We start from the raw sequence: 24,221 nt of genomic DNA, 5'->3' as shown, positions 1-24,221 counted from the left end.
TTTCTAGAAATTTAAATTATAAGGAATACCTTCTTTTTTTAAACTAAAAGTGTGCAATATCTATGGCTCTTAAACAGAATATATTAATTTTGATTATTGATTTTTATACCTATATATAATATAATAATTATGTTTATTCAAATTAAAAGAAATATAACTTATTTTTTAATAATCAAATAAATAATTTTTTTAAGAGGAACTAATATGCGTTTTAAAAGTGCCTATAATGGAATATTAACAAAAGACGATATCGGCAAAGAAGTAAAACTAGCCGGTTGGGTGTTAAGAAGAAGAGATCATGGCGGAGTAATATTCGTAGATTTAAGAGACAGAACAGGTTTTGTACAAATTGTATTCAATCCTGAAATCAGCAAAGAAGCACATAATGACGCCCAAGATTTAAGAAGCGAATATGTTATCAGTGTTGAAGGTAAAGTAAGAGCTAGAAGTCCTGAAATGGTTAACCCTAAAATCCCTACTGGTGAAATTGAGGTTATGGTTGAAAAAATGGAGCTTCTTAATACTTCTGAAACTCCTCCTTTCTTACTTGAAGATGATATTGATACTGGTGAAGATATAAGATTAAAATACAGATACTTAGACCTAAGAAGAACTAAAGTATTTAATAACTTATACAAAAGATTCCAAATTACTAATGCTTTCAGAAAACATTTAGCTGATAATGGTTTTATAGATGTTGAAACTCCTATATTAAATAAAAGTACTCCTGAAGGTGCAAGAGACTTCTTAGTTCCTTCAAGATTAAATGCCGGAGATTTCTATGCATTGCCTCAATCTCCTCAAATATTCAAACAAATACTTATGATAGGCGGTTTTGAAAGATACTATCAAGTTGCTAAATGTTTCCGTGATGAGGACTTAAGAGCTGACAGACAGCCTGAATTTACTCAAGTTGATATTGAAACTTCTTTCCTTAATACTGATGAATTCTTATCTATTATGGAAAGTGTTACTGCTAATATAGTTAAAGATGTTTACGGTATAGATATCCCTACTCCATTCCCTAGATTAAATTATTATGATGCTATGGAAATGTACGGAAGCGATAAGCCTGATACTAGATTTGAATTAAAACTTATCAATGTTGAAGATGCTGTTAGAGGCTGCGATTTTGCAGTATTCAAAAATGCTTTAGACAACAAATTTATAATAAGATGTTTAAATGCTAAAGGCGGCGTTGATAAATTAAGCAGAAAAGATATTGACGACTTTACTAAATATGTTGGTATATTTGGTGCTAAAGGTCTTGCTTGGATGAGAGTTACTGAAAACGGACTTGAGTCTAACATTGTTAAATTCTTCTCTGAAGAAAATCAAAAGAAAATATTAGAAGTTACAAAAGCAGAAAAAGGAGATTTATTATTCTTTGTTGCTGATACTCCAAAAGTTACTTATGACGCTTTAGGTAATTTAAGATTAAGAGTTGCTGAGAAATTAAATTTAATAGATAAAGATAAATTGAATTTCTTATGGGTAGTAGAATTCCCATTATTTGAATATGATCACAAAGAAAAGAGAATATCAGCTACTCACCACCCATTTACTGCTCCTGTACCTGAAGATGTTGCTATACTTGAAAGCGAACCTCTTAAAGTAAGAAGCGATACTTATGACTTAGTATTAAACGGTAATGAAATAGGCGGCGGCGGTCAGCGTATTTATGACAGCAAGATACAAGCTATAATATTTAAACTTTTAGGTATAGATGAAGAAAAAGCAAAATTAAGATTCGGATTCTTACTTGACGCTTTAAAATATGGTGCTCCTCCTATGTGCGGTATGGCTTTCGGTATAGACAGAGTTATAATGTTATTACAGAAACAAGACAGCATAAGAGAAGTTATAGCATTCCCTAAAACTCAAAAAGGGCAATGTTTAATGAGCGGATGTCCTTCTACTGTTGATGCTGATCAATTAGATGAGCTTCATTTGAAAGTTGAAGAATAATAATATAAAATAAATCTTATTTATAACATATTAAGTTCCTACTATCATTATTGTAGGGACTTAATATGAATTAATCATTTAAGTTAATTACTTGGGAATAAATGTATAAAATGTTAAATAATATAGAGATAAAAAATTTCAGAGGAATTAAACATTTAACAATTGATAATTTTAAAAACATAAATATTTTTCTAGGTAAAGCAAATACTGGAAAAACATCTGTAATAGAAGCAATAGCATGTGGTATTACTAAAAATGCTAATTCTTTAATGTTATTATCATATTTTAGAGGTATTATTAGAGATGATGATATATTTGAGTCATTATTTTATGATTATAATATCAATATTCCTATTATGCTTAACACAAAAATTGATAATGATAATTATAACATTGAAATATCTCCATATAAACAAGAAAGAGAAATTATAATATCTGATGATAAATCTGAAGAAATATATAATACGGAACTCAATAAATTATTATACAAAATATCAAACAATGGAAAAAGCAGAACTTCAACAATATCATTTATAAAAAAAGAGAAAAAGATCAGTGTAAAAATAAACAATCTTCAAATAAATTTGAATGATAACGTTGATTTTATCAGTGGGTATATATCTGAGGATTTTTCCAGTAATTTAAAATCCATATTATCAAATAATCAAAAAAAAGAACAATTTAAATCTTTATATACTAAATTTGACAATAGAATAAAAGATATAAGATTTATAGAAAATAAAGTTGCTGTAGAATTAGTTAATTTAACACATGCGATAAATATAAAATCTATGGGAAAAGGATTTCAAACATATCTAAAAATTATTGCTTCTATGGTAGCTGGAAATAAATATATTGTTATTGATGAAATAGAAAATGGTATGCATTTTGAAAGTGTAAAAATTTTACTTGAAAATATTTTATCACTCTCAAAAGAATATAGTTTACAATTTTTTGTTACAACTCATAATAAAGAATTATTAGAGATTTTGAATAATATTTTAGATGAAAATAATTATAATGATATGCTTTCTGTATATAACACATATATAAATAATGAAAATAATATTGATATAATAAATTATACTCAAGAAAATTTTTCTCATTTTATAGAAAATGATAATGAAATGAGGGATTAATAATGATAACTATTTTTGTAGAAGGAAGCAGCGATAAAGATTTTTTAGAATTATATATAAAATATTTGAAAAATAATGGTGATATAAAAAATGAAAGTAATTATAAAATAGAACAAGTAGGCGGAAAAGACAAATTATTCGAATACAAAAATAAAATAAAAAAAACAAATGGTAAATATATGATAATATTTGATGCTGATCTTGATTATAATGCTTCAATTAATAATATAAAAAATCAATTTGAAATTTCTAACGATGATAATATATTTTTATTTCCAAATAATAAAGATACTGGAAACTTAGAAACATTATTAGAAAAAATAGCAATATATAAAGATGTTTTAAATTGTTTTGATAGTTATGAAAAATGCATTAATGGACTTAAAAACACTAATCCAAACATTAATACTCCAGCAAAAAAATCAAAAGTGTATGCTTATATGCACGCATTTGGATTTAAAAATACTATTCAAAAAATAGAAAAATTTGATTTGACACCATATATAAATTTTGATGATCCTTATTTAAATGAATTAAAAAACTTTTTAATAAAACTATCATAAAATATAACAAACTAGCATTTATTGGAAAAAATATGAATAAATTAGATTTAGTAATATTTGATATGGACGGATTACTTCTTGATACTGAAACTATTAGTTTAGCTGCTTGGAAAAAATCTTTCAAAAATTATAATATTAATATTGATGTAGAAAAATTATTCTTCAGTAAAATATTAGGTTCAAATGAAAGCTCTATAAAAAGTACTATAATGGAAATATCAAATATTGATAATGAAAAAATATTCTATAACATGATAAATAATCAAATTGAAGAAGCATTCAATATAGTAAATGAAGATGGTATAAATATAAAAAAAGGTGCTTTGGAATTATTAGATTTTTTAAATGAAAATGGTGTAAAAAAAGCGATAGCAAGCTCAAGTATAAAAAGAAAAGTTGATTTATATTTGGAAAAAACAAATTTAAAAGAAAAATTTGATTATATAGTTTCTGGAAATGAAGTTGAAAAACCTAAACCTTATCCTGATTTATATAACAATGCATGCAATCATTTTAAAGCTGATAAAAATAATGTAATAATATTAGAAGATTCAAAAAATGGTTTATTATCTGCTAAAAATGCTGATATAGAGAAAAGGTTTTATATTCCTGATTTGTTTTTATTATCAATGGAAGAAGAAAAAGAATTATCATATAAAAAATTTAATGATCTTATAGAAGTAAAAGAATATATTAAAAATAATTTTGAATTTTAATAAAACTTCTATTTTGTATTATTTTAATTTACCCGCCCTTTATCTTATATTGCGGTATTCTGTAATTTCTATTTTTTATTTCTTTATTGTTAAAAAAGAAATGTTAACACCCACCCAAGATTTTTTTAAATTTAAAATACATACACCACACGCTTAATAAAATTAAAAATATAAATTTAATTAGTAATAAGATTCATTTATATTTATTAATTATTAAAGCGTGTGTTCAAAAATATTACTTATCTAATTTCATAATCATCATCTACATTGAAACTTATATTCACTTCTAAATTCTCAAGCTTCTGATTTTTCTTTTCATAGTCAGCCTTGATTTGTGAATATATATTATATCCTGCACTCATATTTATAAATTTAGCATATATCTCATTTTCTTTTCCATTAAATGCCCCACTATTAAATAGTGAAAAAAGATAATTATTAAGTAAGTGATATGTATGAAGCTGAGTTTTATAAATTGAACAATTCTTTGTTTTGAAATGGAAATTAACAAGCTCTCCTGAATGAAGCTCATTATAAAATTCATTATCAGCACAAATTTCAGGCAAGAATAAAAATAAATCCGAAGCAAGACTATAATCTTTAGTTAGGTTTTCAGCTAAATCTCCTAATTTATCATAATAGTCTTCTGTTTCATCAGCATTTAAAACTATATTGGCATACTGCTGAACAAAATTCAAAATTTCTTCATTAGAATATGGATAAGGAGTATAAGTTTCATCATCTTGAACTAAAAAGAAAAATTGCTTATCAGAAAGGAAATCTGTTTCTCCCCAAGTTTTTACATACTCATTCATTTTATTAGCAAGCTCAGGTATGTTTACATCATTTATTCTCAACTCACCAACAGAATAATTATCTCTAGCCTTTGCCCCATATATTTTTATATAACAAATTTTCTGATTTCCTATACGCTTTAATATATCATCTTTGAACATATTCCAATATGTATTAACATTCTTTGGATTTTGAGAATTATTTCCAATATTTACTAAATTGCTTGTATATACTTTCCATTTATGAGTCTTTCCTGCAAATTCGGTTTCTACTTCATCAAGAATCTTTCCTTCATTCATAGCTTTTATTCCAGTCATTATGCCATAGGCAAAACTTCCATTAGCTAGACCAGCAGCTGTATTAGTATCCTTTCCTGCACTGGCACAGCATTCAAATATATTTCTGTCCCAATTAGGACTTGATATATAATAATTTATAACAGCACTTTTATCTGTCACATTATCAACATAAGCATTGATAAATATATTCCATTTTTTTATAACTATGCTTCCTTCTATTATTTCATTTTCTATATCATTTGAAAGTATTGATGATATATCATTTATAATAGAATCTGCATTATTAGCATCTACACTATTAGCCTCATATTGAAATGCATCTTTTCTTATATCATCTTTAAATCTATTATAAAGATTATTATAGTAATCATATTCTTCAATACTTATATTATCCTTATTCATTTCAAGAGTATATATAGCTCTCTCTATATATTTAGTAGAAGTATCAGCATCACATTTTCCCAAATGTGCATAAGCTGTCTTATAAAACCAAGTATGATGATTTCTAACTTCTTCACTTAATGAGTTTAAAACTTCTATTGCTAAATCAAACTTCCCTGTATTATTATAAGCCACAGCAAGAAGCCCTCTAATATCATCATCTTGATCTTTTTCTGGAATAGATAATAATAATTTTACTATATCATGATGTTTGCCTTCAGAATATAACTGATCTAATTTGGAATTTAATTCTTCATTAATCATATCAATTTCCTTTAATTTCATATTTATAAGATATAATAAGTATATTAGAATATATCTAAATTGCAAATTTTTTATATAATTTTGTAAACAGTTATATATAAAATAAAACAATACATGTATTATATGTAATATAAGATTTAAAAATTGAAATATATAATTATTTTGATAAGATTTTATGGATAAGAAATTAATAAAAAAATTATTGGCTTTAGATTATCATTTTAACCTAAAACCAATAATTTTATATTTTACTAAATAATATATTATTTAACTTTAAAGAAACTCATAATATCTTCTAAGTGATTAGCTTGATCAAGTAAAGATCTTGAAGCTGCTGTAGACTGTTCTACTAAAGCAGCATTTTGCTGAGTTATATTGTCCATTTTTGTTACTGCTGTATTAACTTGATCAACACCTGATTCCTGTTCTATAGCTGTCTGACTTATATCATTCATAATCTTAGAAGTTTCTTCTATTTTCATCTCTATATTATTAAAAATATCTTGAGAGTGTCTAGCCATTTCGGCTGATTTATTGATTTTCTCGTAAATATCGTCTATAAGAGTAGTAATATCTTTAGCTGAAGACTGTGAGTTCTGTGCCAAATTTCTTACTTCGCTTGCTACAACTGCGAAACCTCTACCTTGATCGCCTGCTCTGGCTGCCTCTACTGAAGCATTCAAAGCTAATATGTTAGTTTGGAATGCTATATTTTCTATTACTTTAGTGATGTCTTTTATCTTAGCACTAGCTTCGTAAACTTCTTCTATCATTTTTGTAGTATTAGCTATTACACTGCCGCCTTCAATAACAGCATTTCTTGAAGCTATCATTACATTATTACCATCAACTGAATTTTGTGCTGATGATTTTATTGTAGATGCCATCTCTTCCATAGAACTAGCTGTTTCTTCCAAACTTGAAGCCTGATATTCTGTTCTCTGTGCTAAATCTTCACTTCCTTTATGAAGCTCATTAGCAGCATTAGCTATTTCAGAAGAAGCTGCAAGAACCTCAGAAATTACTTCTACAAATCTATTTCTCATAGTATCGAATGAATGTGACAATTCACCAATTTCATCATCTCTTTTATCTAATTTAGATGCAAACATAAAATTACCTTCTGCCATTTTATGAGCTTCATCTACTATATCTCTTATAGGTCTGATAAGTCTTCCTATATAGAAACCTGATACTACAGAAGAAAATATAATACCAGCTATACCTAATATTATACCTATAATAGTCATCTTTCTGCTTTCAGCATACAATAGTTTCTGAGTGATACCGCACATCATAAACCAAGGCTGAGATTTCATTCTTTTGAAAAATGCACTTCTTTTTATGCCTTCATGAGTATATGAAAATAAACCTGAATCCTTACCAGCTGGAGTTTTCAAAGAAGAATTTGCCTCAGTTCCTAAAGTTCTATCAATATTATGATATACAACTTGTAAATTTGCTTCATTTAAAGCAAATATACTTTTATCTTCAGAAAATTCACTTCTAGTATCAGCCAATGTTTCATTTATTATTCTTGACCAATCCACAAAAGCAACAAAACTTCCTATAAGTTGTCCTTCTAAACTATATACAGAATGCACTATAGGAAGTATAAAACCATTATTTATATCAGATTCATATATTGTATCACTTGTAGCATGATCATAACCTGAATCAACAAATTCTTTCCATAATTGAGGATATGCTGCAGACATGTCCAAACCTGAGTTTTTAGTATCTCCATTATAAGATTCTATTACTCTTCCATTTAAATCTATTAAATCTAATGTAAGTATGTAATCATTATTATCAAATAAATTTATCATAGTTCTTATAGCTCTATCTTTAACATATTCACTTCTTGTCTGCATATATTCTATAATAGTAGGTATTCTTGAATAAGCGTCCATAATAATTAATTGCTCATTAAGTATAGTATCAAGCAAAGAAGAATAACCATTTACAGAAGTAGAAAATCCTGAATATGTAGCATTATTTATAGCTTTGCTTGCTATGTTTATAGAAGTAAATATTATTGTAAATGATAATATAACAATAACTATATTTACAATAAGGGGGATTTTAAAAGCTATACTGTTAAATTTTCTCATAAGAAATTTCTGCAAACCTCTCTATCTAATAATTTAGAAACTATAGTATTAAGTTACGGTAATAGAAATCAATTATTTAAATAAAAATAAAATTAATATACACAAACTACCAAACACTATAAGGATTATAGTATAATTTTAATTTTAAAAAAGTCAATTATAAAAAAATATTTAGCAATAAATATGTTAAATAAGTAATATAATAATAAAAAAAGGGGTATTATAGCCTATGAAAGTATAATAAACCCTTTTTAAATTGGAAAATAATGAATATATTATTTCACTTTAAAGAATGCTACAAGAGTCTCTAAATGATTAGCCTGCTCAAGCAAAGATTTTGAAGCTGCAGTGGACTGTTCTACTAAAGCAGCATTTTGCTGAGTTATACTATCCATTTTTGTTACAGCAACATTAACTTGATCAACTCCTGCTTCCTGTTCTATAGCTGTCTGGCTTATATCACTCATAATTTTTGAAGTTTCTTCTATCTTCATTTCTATATCTGTAAAAATTTCCTGAGAATGCCTTGCCATCTCTGCTGATTTATTTATTTTTTCGTAAATATCTTCTATAAGTACCGTAATATCTTTAGCTGAAGCCTGTGAGTTTTGTGCTAAATTTCTTACCTCGCTTGCTACTACTGCAAAACCTCTGCCTTGATCTCCTGCACGGGCTGCCTCAACTGAAGCATTTAAAGCAAGTATATTAGTCTGAAAAGCAATATTTTCTATAACTTTAGTAATGTCTCTGATTTTAGCACTGGACTCATAAACCTCCTCTATCATTTTAGCAGTATCTGCTATAACACTTCCTCCTTCAGCAACAGCATTTCTTGAAGATATCATAACTTTATTGCCATCAACTGAATTTTGTGCTGATGATTTTATTGTAGAAGCCATCTCTTCCATAGAAGAAGCAGTCTCTTCCAAACTTGATGCCTGATACTCCGTTCTCTTTGCCAAGTCTTCACTTCCCTGATAAAGCTCATTTGCAGCATTTGCTATCTCTTCAGAAGACATTAATATTTCCTTAATCATTTGTGAAAATTTAGACTTCATATCATTAAATGAATTTAATAATTCGCCTATCTCATCGTTTCTGGATTGTATATAAAAAGATGATGCCAAATTTCCAAGAGATATTTCTTTAGCTTCTTTAACTATATTCTTTATAGGGCTTATGCTTCTTCTTATATAGAAAACAGAAAATACAACTGATGCGGCTATTCCTATGATACCTATTATACTTCCGCTTAACAGCATTTTTCTATTGGCAGAATAAATCAGGCTTTCCGATATTCCGATTCCAGAGGTCCATGGCATAGATGACATTTTTTTATAGAAAACAAATTTATCAGTGTTGAAATAATTAAATCTTACAATACCAGAAGAAGAATTTGAAGGGATATTAAGATTTATAGTTTTCTTAAGCTCCGATGCTATATTATGGTATACAATTTCTCTATTATCATTCATTATAAAAATACTTTTTTCTGTCGAAAAATCATTGCCGAATCTATATAAACTATCTCTCATTATTAAAGACCATTCTATAAAACCTATAATAGCACCCGCATAATTATCATTATTATCTAAAATAGGAACTATAATTGGAAGAATAAAACCATTATTCATATCTGACTCATATATGGTTTCTGATATAGATACCTTATTTTCCTGCTTAAAAATATTCCATAAATCAGGATATATTTCAGATATTCTTCCTCCTATATTTGTATCTCCTGTATATGATGCTAATATTTCTGAATTTCTTGAAAGTATGTAAGCATTTGTTATATATTTATTATTATCAAGCACTTGAGTTAAAGTAGTGAAAACATTTCTATTTCCGTTTTGAATATAATCAAGCATTACAGGCATAGAAGCGTAACTTTCCATAAGAAGTATTTGATTTTCTATAGATATATCTAAATAACTATTGCATCCGTCTACAGTTGATATCATATATTGATTTGCATAATTATCAATTTCTGATGATGCCAGATTAATTAAAGAAAATATTATAAAAAGACATATCATTATTGTTACAATATTTACAATTAATGGAAGTTTTACTGCTATACTATTAATTTTTTTCATATAAAAAACACCTCTAGTTAATTTTATGCTGTAAAGATATTAATACTTATAAATAAATAGTCAATAGCAAATATATAAAAATAATTTTTATTTAACTCTAAAGAAAGACATAAGGTCTTCTAAATGTTTAGCCTGATCAAGCAAAGATTTTGAAGCTGCAGTAGATTCTTCTACTAAAGCAGCATTTTGCTGAGTTATACTATCCATTTTTGTTACAGCAACATTAACTTGATCAACTCCTGCTTCCTGTTCTACAGCTGTCTGACTTATATCATTCATAATCTTAGAAGTTTCTTCTATTTTCATTTCTATATTATTGAAAATCTCTTGAGAGTGTCTAGCCATTTCAGCTGATTTATTGATTTTCTCGTAAATATCGTCTATAAGAGTAGTAATATCTTTAGCTGATGATTGTGAGTTCTGTGCCAAATTTCTTACTTCGCTTGCTACAACTGCGAAACCTCTACCTTGATCGCCTGCTCTGGCTGCCTCTACTGAAGCATTTAAAGCTAATATATTAGTTTGGAATGCTATATTTTCTATTACTTTAGTGATGTCTTTTATCTTAGCACTAGATTCATAAACTTCTTCTATCATTTTTGTAGTATTAGCAATAACAACACCGCCTTCTTCAACTGCATTTTTGGAATCTATCATAACTTTATTGCCATCAACTGAATTTTGTGCTGATGATTTTATTGTAGATGCCATCTCTTCCATAGAACTGGCTGTTTCTTCCAAACTTGAAGCTTGATATTCTGTTCTTTGTGCTAAATCTTCACTTCCTTTATAAAGCTCATTAGCAGCATTAGCTATTTCATTAGAAGCCTCTAATACATTGGTTATAACTTCAACTATTTTCTCCCTCATAAGCATAAATGAATGAGACAACTCCCCTATCTCATCTTTTCTATCTTTAACTGAAGAATGTAATACGAAATTACCTTCTGACATATCATGAGCTTCCTGAACTATAAATTTCATAGGTCTGATTGTACCTCTTACATAGAATACCATTACTATAGTTGATATAGTTATACCTAAAACACCTATAATAATACCTAATAAAATCATCTTTCTGCCTGCCGCATATAATAAACTATCAGTTGTTCTTTCAACCATTACCCATTTTGTAGTTGATAATTTTTTGAAAAATGCTGATATGCCTTCTCCATTTCTAACATAAGAAAGTAATCCAGAATTTTCATTTTCAGGTATCACAAGTGAATCTGTTGCTTTTGAAAATAATCTAGTTTTATCATTATGATAAACTATCTCATTATAATCATTAATTACAAATAAAGTTTTATCTGCAGAAAATTGATCTTTGGAATCTTTTAAGCTCTCATCTATAATTTTACCCCAATTCACATAAGCTATAAAAGCACCTATTACATTATTGTTAAGATCTTTTACACTCTGCAAAACAGGAAGTATTATATCATTACCTTCCTTATATATACTATAAGATAATGTTGTTCTATAATTTTGATTAACAAAAGCTCCCCATAATCTGCTGTATTTTACAGATATATCTGTTCCTGTAAGTTCTTTACTTCCATCATAAGATTCAATAACTTTTCCATCTAAACCTAACATAAATAAGTCTATTATATACTCATTATTGTCAAATAATACAGTCATTGTTCTAATAGCTCTGTCCTGTACCACCTCACTTCTTGTAGACATATATTCTCTAATAGTAGGTATATTAGCATAAGACTCTATAAGTATAGATTGATAAGATAGTATGCTATCTATTAATGAAGAATAACCATTAACAGATGTTTCAAAACCTGATGCCGTTACAGCATTTAATTCTCTAGTTGCTAGAGTAATTGAAGCTGTTACAAGTGTTACAGATAAAATGATTATTATAATAGTAACTATTAAAGGGAGTTTTACCATTATACTATTCATCTTACTGACTTTGAATGTGGATATACTAATATCCGATAATTTTAATTTCTTCATAAGAAAATAACCCCATCATATATATTGAGCATATTTTACATAAAAATGAATGATATGTCAATATTATTGTTACTTATTGTTCCTATTATTACATATTCTTTACATTAAGTTTACTTTTTTTCGAAAAATTACTTCCTAACTGAACATTATACCAATTTTGCCATTCAGTTATCTTAATTAAAGAACGCTTATATTCATTCATTAAATCTTTTTCTGTATATATAATATTGGGTTTATATGTTTTTGGTGGAGTAGTTAGAGGAATAGTTACATATTTTATAGTAGAGCAACTAGAAAAAAATAATATAAATAACAATAATAAATACTTCATACTTTTTTTATAATAACTTTATTAAATAATATAAAAATAATAAATATAACAAATAAAATAATATAAACTATACATTTTATAATATTAAAATTTACAAAAATCATATCTAATATTAATCCTAAAAAGAACATAATAACATACATAATCATGATAATTTTATAGTTTTTTATCTTATCCCAAATTTTTAATAATAAATCTTTAATCATATTATTACTCCTTTAAACTTTTATAATAATTACTAACAATACTGTTAAAAGCATTTATAGTTTCATCACTTAGTTTTTTATATTTAATTTTTTTTATAGCTTTATCACTATTTGAAAAAGTTTCTGCTATCATAACTTGTTTATCTTTAAAAATAATTTCTTTTTGAAGCAATATATTATTTGACTGTAATTGTACTATTTTTATATTAAGATTATTTATCTCTTTAGTTTTTGAATTTAATTTAATATTTAGAAAATAAATATATGATAAAATAGAAATTAGTATTAAAGCTATATAAAAATATTTTGACTTAATTATCTTTAATATTATTACTTGTATCATTTTGCTTATTATTATTTTTAAGTATTTAAAAAATTATATTATTGCTATACTAAAAAAATCCTGTAAGATCCTCGATAATAAATTATCGAGGAGGATTTTTCTCACTGGTTCTATTTGCATCTTTTAAAATTTTTAAAAAGCTATATTATTGCTATACTCGAAAAATCCTGTAAGCTCCTCGATAATAAATTATCGAGGCGGATTTTTCTCGCTTGTTTTATTTATACCTTTTAAAATTTTTAAAAAGCCTCTTAAGTCAGAACCAAAACTTACTGCATTAAGTCCAAGAAGAATTATAACAACTGCTATTGATTCTTCTTTTGTCACTATTCTGCCTCTCCAAATAAGATTAACAAATACCCAAATACAGCCAAGTAAAAAACTTATTATACTTGTATAAATAGAAAGCTTTTTATTAGCATTATGATTATCTGCGAAATTAAATATACTCATTTTTATTTATCCTATAAACTTATTTGTAAAAAAATATAAAGCAGTTATAATAGTTCCTAATGCAGTTATAGTACCTGCAATAGTAATTAGTATCTTCATATATTTTAATATTTTAGAACCTGTTAGACTATCATTTAAATTATTTTTTATATCTTTTATATCTTCAATGATTCTTCTCTGTTCTTCTTTAGTTTCATATAATAATTTCTGACCTTCTATATTAGAATCTTTTACTAATATTTCTAATTTTTCAAGCCTATGATCTATTTTAAGCATGTCTGATGTAATATTATCTAAATAAGTTTCATGTGATTTTAATTGTTCTTTTATATCATTCATAGCCTTTATAAATCCATCTCCATTTAAAGTACCATCTTCATTAATACCTATTTGATGTTCTACTCTGCTAAGCCTTTTATCTATAATTGCACTTGTATTCATTCTTGGCATTATAGTCTCCTTTAATTATTTAATATAATTAATATTTTATTGAATCTTTTTTGTCTGTCATCAAGTCCATTGTAACCGCCATTGATTAATTTAGTTACAGTTTTTACATCTCCTTTTTTAGCAAATAAACCTAAACCTTTTTCTTTCCAAAAAAGCATCGCTATTTCTATTGCTATGTAAGGGCTTTTTGCTAAATCCGGATCATTAACTAAATCAATATTAATTTTCTTGCCATAGTATTCATAATTATTTTTTCCAGTAAGCTGAATGATTCCTCTGCCTCTGTATTTATAGCCTTCATCTTTGGCATTTCCCAAACGTCCGCCGTAAACAAAATCAGCTATTGCTTTAGCACCTTTTAAGCATAATTTTTTAGCATTCTCTAAAGTACAAACTCTTTTTTTGAAAACTTCAAAAAGTCTTTCAGGTTTATAATTAAAACTTTCTTCAAGTCTTTTGTAATCATTGCTCTCATGCGTGGTCTGTGCTAAAAACATTGCTTTTTCGTTTATGTCTGTAATATGATATTTTATAAAAGCATTATTCAAAGGCTCAAGCCATTTTTCATTAATTCCAATTTTTTCTAATTGTTCTTTTGTTATCATTATTGCTATGCTCGAAAAAGCCTATAAGCTCCGAGCAATTTCATTACTCGGCGGCTTTTTCTCACTTTCCTCCTTTAATTTTGTTTTGGGTACTCTTGTTTTATACTAGTAACTGTATTGTTTATTTCATTAAGTACTGCTTTTTCTTCTTCTGTTAAATTATTTATATTTCTATTCAAAAAAGAACGTGTAAGCTCAATAACTTGCTTATCAGTTTTACTTTCATACAAAGTTTCTCTTTCTTTATTTATTCTTTTATTATATTCATCTTGACTTATAAGATTTTCTTCAAGCAATTCTTTATCGCTTTTTAATGTATAAGTAATACTGTCTTTTTCTACTTTTTCTACTTTATAAAACTCTCTAGGTTTTCCATCTATTAATTCTTCATTATTCATAATAAACTCCTTAATTAATAATAATCAATAAAAAATATAATTTTAGAGAATGACTGGGCAGAATAAATTGTATAATAAAGCTGTAGCTCTCCTGAGTATATATTTACACGCAAATCAAATCCGTTAGCAGCACTACAACTACCTGAAAAACATATAGTTTTCTGTCCCCCAACTAGAGTTATTGAATGACGAACAATATTAGCACGATTTACAGTATCATACTTAACAGCAAGCATATGCTCTTTACCATCTTCTATTAACTCAACTTCTTTAACACAAAAAACACGATAAAAATTATACTTTTTATTATTTATTAAAGCATAATCATTAATTGGTACTTTTCTTGAAGTATCATAAATATTATAGATTTTTTGATTTAAAGCTGCTATAGCCTGCTGAACATTAGAAGCATTTAATCCGCTTATGGTATCTATTTTTATATTTGCAGCTTTCAAGCCATTAATTTTATTTAATAATTCAGTATCTTTTTGACTTAATACCTCACCTAATTGTTGAACATTAGTAACATCTTTATAAATAGGACCAAGTGTGGAGTTTTTATCAGGTGTTAAATAAAAAGTAATTTTTTCTCCTGCTTTTAAATCCGTTTCATCTTGATACATTAAAAACAGTAAATATAAAGGCCTTTCATTTCCAGCACTATTATTTTTATATAAACTAAATTTTAAAGGTTTTTTGCTGCTTGATGTTATACCAGTTGTATTTTTCCATTCTATAGAGCTAGAAACATTAAAATAATTTTCTATAATGGGGCTATAAAAACCAATTACAAGTCCTGCATCTTTTTTAAGAGTATATGAACCTGTTAATTTTACACTGCTATTATTTTGAGATAAACTAAAAATATAATTATCCATTATATTTTGCGTACCCATAAAAGGATCACTGAAAGCAAATATATTTCTATCCTCTTGCCTTAATACTCTGTTTTTTATATTTAGTGTTATATTATAAGATCCTGATTGTATTGAAGAAGAATCTATTTTTATTATTAAATCTAAACTTTTATTATAATCACTATATATTAAAGCAAATTTTAAACTAAAATTTAAACTAGATATTACACATTCACTAGCTTCTAAATTAATATAATTTAAACTATCTATAGTAGTATAAATAGTTTGTATATTAAAGAACTGAGATAAAAAAGATAATCTTTGATATATATTACTTAAATTATTTACATTCTTTATAGAAAGACTAAAATATCCTCCGCTTATATTAAAATTACTAATATTACATTTTAATCTATAACTTCCATCTGACTGCTTTACTATAGAAGCATTATAATTATTATTTCCATTTGATAATACTATACTGACAGTACTAGGTATGGACTTTTTATATTTTGGATAATCATATCCTACTAATTGCTGCAACTGTGATTTACTGTTATCAAAAATTATATCTATAGCATCATTAGATCCTACACTTCCGCCTCCGCTTACTAATGTACATTTGCTTATATCTGCATTCCAATTTGCAGCAATAAAATCTTCATTAACTTTATATAATTTACCGTCATATATTATTAAATCATCTATATAATAAACGGTATTTGATGCATATTTTTTATTAGTTCCGCCATTAACACTTATTTTGTTTTCATTTATATTTATATTATTGCCTAATATTAAATTATTTTGTTTTTTTGCTTGTAGTTTTTCTAATGCCTTTTGAACTGTATCTGTATTATCCCCAAAAAAAGAAATACTATCATCATAAAAAATATTTTCTGCTTTATTTAAATAATCTATTTTATTTTGTATATTACCCCAAACAGGATTTTCTATATCTTCAAGAACTATATAAGAAAAATTATCTTTTATAATTATTTGATTTTTATATATTTTAGCTATTCCATCAAACCAAATGGCAATATCTTGTAATGGTTTTAATAAACCGCTTAAATCAGTTAATACTCCATCTTTATTTTCATATCTGAAATCTTTCTGTACTATTAAAAAATCATTATTATATTCTATTAATTCATTTGCTTTATAATCAGTATCTAATTCTAATTTTTTGAAAGGCGTTAAAAGATTACAATTAGTTTTTAAATAATAATCTGTACTATCGCTTGTAAACTCTTTAAAAACTCTATAAAGATAGCCGTTATTTTTTACAATGTCATTAACTTTATAATCTATATTCTCATAATAATTTTTTACTGGATAATTTGTATCAAGAGTATTTAATTTTTCAGCAATCTCATCAAACATAAATGATGAAAAAGTACTACTGTAAGTTGTAATTGTGAATTTAAAATTTTTATTTAAATCACTTGGAGGAAAAAATACTATACTTTTAAAATCAATTTCATTTCTTACTAAATATATTTCATTATCTTTTACTTTTACATTTTGCAGAGCTTTTAAATTTTCTAAAATCTGAGGATATACTTTTATATCATCGATTAAGAACTCCATTTCTTCAACTGCCCCATCAATACCATAACCTATATCAGCACAAAAAAGCCTTTGACCAGGAAAAACTTTCACCTGTACATTATTAGTATTAAGTTCTAATTCTCCATTTCTTTTTAATAATTCAAAAGTATTTTCACTTATTTTATATTGAAAAGGAGCTTGTATATTATTTTCATTAAGCTTATTAATCATAACAAAATCCTTAATTATCCATAATACTCTACTGAAGCATAGCCGTCATAACCATCTTCTCCATCAAAATCAGGATTAGTAGGGAAAGTTCCTTTTTTACCTTTCGCACCAACTTTTATTTTAATAACTTTATTTCCTTTCATCATTTCTCTTGTAATCTCTACAACAGCTCCGGAACCGGATCCGCCTCCAGCAGAATATACACCATTTAAAGAACCATCTCCGCCTTTTCCTAAATTCTCAGAAATTAAATTATTGATAATTTTTCCTCCTTTAGCATCTATATTATCCGTTTTATAACTTCCAACACCTCCATTACTTCCCTTAAAAAAAATTCCTTTTCCGCTTGCAGCTCCGCATTTGGCCTGATAAAAATTAACCCCGTTTCTCTCTGATATTTTACCTCCTGAACAGTTAGTTATCACATCATCTCCAATCATTATTTGAGAATTTTCTCCTTCTGTAGGTGCTACTCCTGTTTGCTGCCCAATTCCATAAAAGCCTCCAGCTCCTGCTGAAAAAATTGTTACAGTAACACTATTGACATAAGGATTAGATGGAAACTCAAATTCATAATCGCCCGGTTTATTGTAAATTATTTTTTTTTTACCTTGAGAAGTTCCAATCAATGAAAATATATAATTTAATACTCCGCTTGTTATAGAAGTAGTTATATAACGTCCATTTATTATTCTTAATTTTTTGCCGGCATAAGCTTTATTTAAAAAATAAGTTCCTCTAAGTCCGTCTTTATTGAACCAAAATACTTCTCCCTCTTTTGGCAAATATTTATCATTACCAAGCTCTCCGATTATATTATTTAAATCTGCTATTTTTGTAGTTCCATTCGTATCATAAATAGATAAAACATTATCATTCAAAAAAGATAATGAAGTAGTTAAAAGACCTGTACTCACTGCCACATATCCAGCATTAATAAAAGGTTCTGAAGTTGGTATTTCAAAATCTAAGTTTTGTACCGCCTGTAAAGCATTCTCATCTGTAAATGGATTATATGTATTAGCAAGTCCAAAATAATTTAATATAGTTCCCTTTTCATTAGAAATCATTATTAACCTCTGAAATATTATTTTTTATTATGAATATTGATTTTTATAAATGAATTATGATTTTTTATAAGATTTGAAATTTTTAATATATAAAAATTAATAATCGCTGTAACTTAAAAGTTTTTCAAGATTCTTTCTTCTCTCTTCCTGACTGTATAAATAATTTGTAAGATTGACATTCATTTTGGCAAGCTCTAAATCTATATTCAAAGCATTATTTTCAAATTTATAATCAATAGTACGAACATTCATATTTACAATTCTTGATCCAACATCAAAGAAGCAAATAAATTTTTCATATAAAATATTGCCTCTCTCTGAAGTTATTATAATATCCCTTTTATCATATCCAGTAACATCAAAAACTCCAAAACCATTTGAACAATATTTTCTTTGAATATTTTCTCTATCTTCTACTTGAAATACTGCGGATATCTTGTCTCCTTTTGAATCAGCACTTCCATCTGAAAAGAATATTACTATTTTTGTAATGTTATAACTTTGATTGCAAACTTCTTTATAATATCTATCAATATCAACTAATGCCACAGATTGCTGCTGTTTATAATTAGGGTATTTCCTATTTTCAATTTCACTATCTACATCTATAATATCCGATGAATATAAATTATTTAATCTGCTTTCTATAATAGTAAAATCATTAAAATCTATAATCTGATAAAAATTATTTGTAGGCTTTAATATACACTCTATACATTCATTTATATTTAAATCTTTTTTGTTTTGATTTAAACTTTTTATTTTTACTGTTTCTTTCTTTACCTGATTAGTTAAAAATTGATAGGCAAATTGATATGCTAAATCATAAGTATTTAATTTATACTCAAGTTCAAATATTTCAGTTTTTATACCTATTTCTTTTTCCAAAGGTATTTGAGGATAAAGTTTATCTGCCCCAACTATTTTAGGAAGTGTTCTGTATACTTCTTTTTCATTTCCTTCATCATCTGTAATAGTATCTTTCATCTTTACAATATAACGGCTTACCAAATCGCCTGCATCTTCTTCATATTCACTTTCTGAAAAATCATTATTATGCCAATTTAATTTTTGTTCCGGTATTTCTGAAAACTCTTTGAAATAAAAGTTATTATCAAAATCAACTCCCCAGCACCAAGAACCTGAAAGACTTTCCTCAACCTCATCAAGTATATCTGAAATATTTTTTCCGCTGAAAGACATTGTAATTTTTTTATCATTATTAAGAGTTATATTTTTCCTCTCAAATATAATACCTATTTCTTCAATTTTCTCTTGTAATGATAAAACTATATCCAAGGCTCCTTTAGTAGATTCTAATATTAAATCACCCTGTATATACTGATGAAGTAATCTGCCCCATATAGGAATAACACTTAAATTAAGGCCAGCATCATCTATACTTTCAACATAACCTGCAAATCTTTTTTTACCATTCAGAAAATATTCTACTCTATCATTAATATTGAAATAATTTAAAGGTATATTAAATCCTACTTTGCTTGTATCTCCGCCTCTTTTATTAACTTTAAACTCATAATAGGAATATGTATTATATGCATTCTCTGCGTATATATTATCATTTATCTTTATATAATTTCCTGAATCTTCAAAATTTATATAAGGTGCCGGAGGAAGTTTATATATTTTATTTCTTAAAAAATGATATGGCAATCTTGATTTAATATTATCCATTATATTAAAATACCTCTTTTATATCTTATGGAAGCTTTTAAACAAGTTTGATTAGTTTCCAAATAAAATACATTATTTCCTACATTTAATTCCGGCTGTATTCCTGTGTAATTATATGCAACCCCATTGATATTTAAATGCTCTCCGTCAAAATCAATATTATAAACTCCGTTCCTTAATTCTTGTTTACATTGTATTCCGAAGTTCTGTCTATTAGCAAATATGAACTCTAATTTTCCGCCTACAACTATAAACTCCAAATTAAATGAAACAGGAACCGGAACTAAACTTAATGATTTATAATTAATATCTTGTTTACTATCCTCTGTAATAGGAAGTTCATATTCCTCTTCTTTTTGTCTTAAAAATATTTTATCCAATGCCTCAAGTGAAATATCCACAACACCCAAATTATTTATATACTTGATATTATATCCGCCAACTGATTTTATAATATATTCTGCCTCATAAATTTCATCTTCAAATATAGCCCTTATAAAGTATCTTTTAATATTACTTGATAGAATCATACTTGTATACTTTGTATATTGTTCTTCAATTTTTACCCAAGTACCTAATTCATTTTTATATTCATAAATAGGTATTCCAATATTAAATGATCTTCCAGATGCAATGCTTCCTATGCCTGTTTTTATAGAATAAGATCTATTACTGTCAACTGCTTTATAATCCGTTTTTATATCATCAGCTTTTATGCTTTCTGCCGTGTTTATGATATCAAAAATTTCTTCTGAATATTTATCTCTTACAACAAATTTAAAATCAAATGACATAATAAAAACTCCTGTATATCCTTATACTAATAATAAAAATTATAAGAGATTATAAGCTTATATCAGAAGCCCGCCCTATAGATTTTTTAATTTTATTTTGAATTATAATTTTACATAACCTTAAAGCCCAATCAGAAAAAGCATGCCCGCCCAAATTTTATTAAACTTAGAAATTTTATAACCGCACGTTGAATGAATCAATATATTTAATTGAATGTTATTATAAATGCATTATATGTTTTTAGTATTTTTACCGTGCGTTGTGCTGACAAAAAATTTAAACAACACCAGGGTGGGTGCTAACAAATGTTATAAAAATAATAAAGACAATAAAGTAAAAATTTAAAATATAGATAATGAAGAATAATGGGCGGGGTATGTAAATAAATGCAAAAAATAAAAGCACCGAGTTATTAAAACCCGATGCTTTGTAATCAAAGAAAAAATTATTTAACTAAATAATTACCATTAAAAGGCAGCAAAACCATCGTCAGTCATCTCATTAGAAGTTGAAGAATAAGTAACTCCAAACTCATCATTTCTCACAGTGGTATTATCCATCTTTTGAGATTTCATAGCAGCTCTTGCTTTTTCTACTGAAGGCGGAACTTTTAATTCTTGCTTTTTGCTTTCAAAATGTTCCTTATTAGGGTTAATTTCTTTTGCCTCAATTTTCATATCTTTTTTAGACTCCTGTATATTATTTTTTATTTTTTGATCATCTTTTTTATATTCTTTAAATTCTTTGTTTTCTTTTACTTCTTTTACTGCACTTGTTTCTTTTACAGCTTTATTCTCTTTACTTTCTTTCTTTTCTTTTATAGAAGTCTTTTCTGTCAAATCTGAAGCATTTAATTTAAAGAAACTAACTGTATCTCTAAGAGCATGTGCCTGTTCAAGTAAAGATTCTGAAGTATCAGCACTTTCCTGAACTAAAGCAGCATTATTCTGAGTTACTGTATCCATCTCAGCAACCGCCCTATTAACCTGATCTACACCTACTTGCTGTTCCATAGCTGTAGCACTTATGTCCTGCATTATTCTTGCAGTGTCTTCTATTTTTTGCTGAATGTCTATGAATATATCCTGTGATTGACGAGCTGTCTCTGTTGCCTTATTAATCTTTTCATTTGTGTTATCAACTAATACACCAATATCTTTTACTGATGTTTGAGTAGTTTGGGCTAGATTTCTTACCTCACTTGCAACAACTGCGAAACCTTTACCCTGATCACCAGCACGTGCAGCCTCTACTGCCGCATTCAATGCTAGTATATTTGTTTGGAATGCTATGTCTTCTATTATCTTTGTAATGTTTTTAATCTTTGTACTAGCCTCATAAACTGCCTCTATATTAAGAGTAGTTTCAGCAATAATTTTACCTGCATTCTCAACCGCCTCTCTTGAAGCAACCATCATATCATTACCAGAAACTGCATGTTCTGTAGATGATTTGATTGTAGAAGCCATTTCTTCCATAGAACTAGCTGTTTCTTCCAAACTGGCAGCCTGAGATTCTGTTCTTCTGGAAAGATCTGTATTGCCTTGAGATAATTCCTGTGCAGCCTTAACTATATTATTTGAAGCTTCATTAACTTCTCTAATAGTCTCAGCAAGTTTTTTACGCATACTTAAAAATGATCTTGATAATACACCTATTTCATCTTTTCTAGGTTTAATACGCTGTTTTACATTTGTTAAGTCGCCTCTTTCTATCTCCTGTGCTTCTTCAACAACTATTTCAAGAGGTTTTGTTATACTAGAAATAAATAAGTTTACGAATATTGCAAGAACTATTATTGATATGATACCTATTATTATACTTGCTATTATTAACTTGATGTTCTGCTGGTATATTTCATAATCCATCATTGCTAAGGCTATTATCCAAGGTCTGCTCTTCATTTTATAATAAGCAGCTGTTCTTCTATCGCCATTAACATCATATTGTAATATACCGCTGTTTGCTCCTTTAAAAGCATTTTCATATATAGGATTTATTCTCATAGCACCTATGTTTTCATATTTTGAATCCATAATGTTATAAAGCTTATCACTTGTTATGAAAAGACCGCCAGTTTCTCCCAAATCCATATTAGAAAAATGTGTTTGGTGAAGCATATACCAATCTAAAAAAATGTAAATATAGCCTATAGTAATATTGCTTGAATCTTTAACAGCCTTTATAGCAGGCATAGCCCATTTAGATGTTATTTCAGATTGTACGAGTTCATCAGAATAAACAACATCATCTGTATTCGAATTCTTAATACTATTCCAAGCACTAGGAATATAATCTTTAAGGTTTTTACCCAAAGCGGAAGAAGATAATGAATCTAAAAATATATCTCCCTCAGAATCAGCTATACCAAAATTAATAAGATAAAGATTGTTATTTTTAAATTTATCTATAGTTTCTGATAATAATTCTTCAGTAAAATTTAAATCATTTTCTAAATATTTTACAATTGTTGGAGTTACAGAATATGTACTTATTATAGAGGTTTGCAAATCAAACCAAGTATCCAAAACAGATGCATATCCAGCTATAGTGCTATTAAATCCGCTTAACTTACTGTCACTTATACCTCTGCTCGCTATTTGTATAGAGGCTATCATCATTACTGCTATTATTATAACCACTGTAACACATATTACAAATGGCATTCTGAATGCTAAACTATTTATTTTCTTCATAGATTTGATTACTCTCCAAAATAAATACTACCGTATATATAGTAACAATTAATTAACATTTTTGATAAATAAAATATTAAATTTAATAACTTTTTTTTTAATTTTATAAAAAAAATTGTATTTATATATGCTATGTACCTGCTGGAAGTATGAAAATAAAAATTT

At 26.9% G+C, this 24,221-nt stretch carries 18 protein-coding genes; 4 read left to right on the top strand and 14 right to left on the bottom strand.

Annotated elements, in window-relative coordinates; all coding sequences use genetic code 11:
- Window positions 1–204: 204 nt before the first annotated feature.
- The 4 genes from aspS (at window position 205) to Q0K52_RS01625 (ending at window position 4,386) form a co-directional block, all read left to right on the top strand.
- A complete protein-coding gene (gene aspS, locus Q0K52_RS01640) occupies window positions 205–1,968 on the top strand; it encodes an aspartate--tRNA ligase (RefSeq protein ID WP_297295793.1) in 1,764 nt (587 codons plus the stop codon).
- Window positions 1,969–2,069: 101 nt separating this feature from the next.
- Window positions 2,070–3,107 carry an ATP/GTP-binding protein gene (locus tag Q0K52_RS01635; protein ID WP_297295791.1) on the top strand — a complete coding sequence of 346 codons (1,038 nt, stop codon included), beginning with the start codon at window positions 2,070–2,072 and terminating at the stop codon, window positions 3,105–3,107.
- Between the two features lie 2 nt (window positions 3,108–3,109).
- Complete coding sequence (locus tag Q0K52_RS01630; RefSeq protein WP_297295789.1) at window positions 3,110–3,670, top strand: DUF3226 domain-containing protein; 561 nt, start codon at window positions 3,110–3,112, stop codon at window positions 3,668–3,670.
- Window positions 3,671–3,702: 32 nt separating this feature from the next.
- Window positions 3,703–4,386: an HAD family phosphatase gene (locus Q0K52_RS01625; protein ID WP_297295787.1), complete on the top strand. Its 684-nt coding sequence runs from the start codon at window positions 3,703–3,705 to the stop codon at window positions 4,384–4,386.
- A 239-nt stretch (window positions 4,387–4,625) separates the two neighbouring features.
- Here the strand turns inward: Q0K52_RS01625 and Q0K52_RS01620 are convergent, their stop codons facing one another.
- From Q0K52_RS01620 to Q0K52_RS01555, 14 genes are all read right to left on the bottom strand, one after another.
- Window positions 4,626–6,185: a DUF6348 family protein gene (locus tag Q0K52_RS01620; RefSeq protein WP_297295785.1), complete on the bottom strand. Its 1,560-nt coding sequence runs from the start codon at window positions 6,183–6,185 to the stop codon at window positions 4,626–4,628.
- A 263-nt stretch (window positions 6,186–6,448) separates the two neighbouring features.
- Window positions 6,449–8,299, bottom strand: coding sequence for a methyl-accepting chemotaxis protein (locus Q0K52_RS01615; protein WP_297295784.1), 1,851 nt, complete (start codon window positions 8,297–8,299; stop codon window positions 6,449–6,451).
- A gap of 275 nt (window positions 8,300–8,574) precedes the next feature.
- Window positions 8,575–10,398: a methyl-accepting chemotaxis protein gene (locus tag Q0K52_RS01610; protein ID WP_297295782.1), complete on the bottom strand. Its 1,824-nt coding sequence runs from the start codon at window positions 10,396–10,398 to the stop codon at window positions 8,575–8,577.
- A gap of 87 nt (window positions 10,399–10,485) precedes the next feature.
- Window positions 10,486–12,372, bottom strand: a complete 1,887-nt coding sequence (locus tag Q0K52_RS01605; RefSeq protein ID WP_297295780.1) for a methyl-accepting chemotaxis protein — start codon at window positions 12,370–12,372, stop codon at window positions 10,486–10,488.
- 541 nt (window positions 12,373–12,913) lie between these two features.
- Window positions 12,914–13,252, bottom strand: coding sequence for a hypothetical protein (locus tag Q0K52_RS01600; RefSeq protein ID WP_297295778.1), 339 nt, complete (start codon window positions 13,250–13,252; stop codon window positions 12,914–12,916).
- A 189-nt stretch (window positions 13,253–13,441) separates the two neighbouring features.
- Window positions 13,442–13,705 (bottom strand): endonuclease, encoded by a 264-nt coding sequence (locus Q0K52_RS01595; protein ID WP_297295776.1) that lies wholly within the window; start codon window positions 13,703–13,705, stop codon window positions 13,442–13,444.
- 6 nt (window positions 13,706–13,711) lie between these two features.
- The gene (locus Q0K52_RS01590; RefSeq protein ID WP_297295774.1) at window positions 13,712–14,155 is read right to left on the bottom strand and encodes a hypothetical protein; all 444 of its coding nucleotides are present in this window, start codon (window positions 14,153–14,155) and stop codon (window positions 13,712–13,714) included.
- An 11-nt stretch (window positions 14,156–14,166) separates the two neighbouring features.
- The gene (locus tag Q0K52_RS01585) at window positions 14,167–14,760 is read right to left on the bottom strand and encodes a glycoside hydrolase family 19 protein (RefSeq protein WP_297295772.1); all 594 of its coding nucleotides are present in this window, start codon (window positions 14,758–14,760) and stop codon (window positions 14,167–14,169) included.
- 74 nt (window positions 14,761–14,834) lie between these two features.
- On the bottom strand, window positions 14,835–15,158 hold the full coding sequence (locus tag Q0K52_RS01580; RefSeq protein WP_297295770.1) for a hypothetical protein: 324 nt from the start codon (window positions 15,156–15,158) through the stop codon (window positions 14,835–14,837).
- A 14-nt stretch (window positions 15,159–15,172) separates the two neighbouring features.
- Window positions 15,173–17,800, bottom strand: a complete 2,628-nt coding sequence (locus Q0K52_RS01575; RefSeq protein WP_297295768.1) for a phage tail protein — start codon at window positions 17,798–17,800, stop codon at window positions 15,173–15,175.
- A 14-nt stretch (window positions 17,801–17,814) separates the two neighbouring features.
- Window positions 17,815–18,870: a hypothetical protein gene (locus Q0K52_RS01570; protein ID WP_297295766.1), complete on the bottom strand. Its 1,056-nt coding sequence runs from the start codon at window positions 18,868–18,870 to the stop codon at window positions 17,815–17,817.
- A gap of 96 nt (window positions 18,871–18,966) precedes the next feature.
- On the bottom strand, window positions 18,967–20,565 hold the full coding sequence (locus Q0K52_RS01565) for a hypothetical protein (RefSeq protein WP_297295764.1): 1,599 nt from the start codon (window positions 20,563–20,565) through the stop codon (window positions 18,967–18,969).
- Entirely contained in the window at window positions 20,565–21,359 is a 795-nt protein-coding gene (locus Q0K52_RS01560; protein WP_297295762.1) for a hypothetical protein, read from the bottom strand. Before Q0K52_RS01560 ends, Q0K52_RS01565 begins: the two co-directional genes overlap by 1 nt.
- 468 nt (window positions 21,360–21,827) lie before the next feature.
- Window positions 21,828–24,056, bottom strand: a complete 2,229-nt coding sequence (locus Q0K52_RS01555) for a methyl-accepting chemotaxis protein (protein WP_297295760.1) — start codon at window positions 24,054–24,056, stop codon at window positions 21,828–21,830.
- Between the last annotated feature and the right edge of the window lie 165 nt (window positions 24,057–24,221).

Source organism: uncultured Brachyspira sp. (assembly GCF_944390845.1).
Classification (GTDB): domain Bacteria; phylum Spirochaetota; class Brachyspiria; order Brachyspirales; family Brachyspiraceae; genus Brachyspira; species Brachyspira pulli.
Note: the sequence above shows the minus strand (reverse complement) of the source record. Positions and strands in the feature narration are given on the sequence as shown.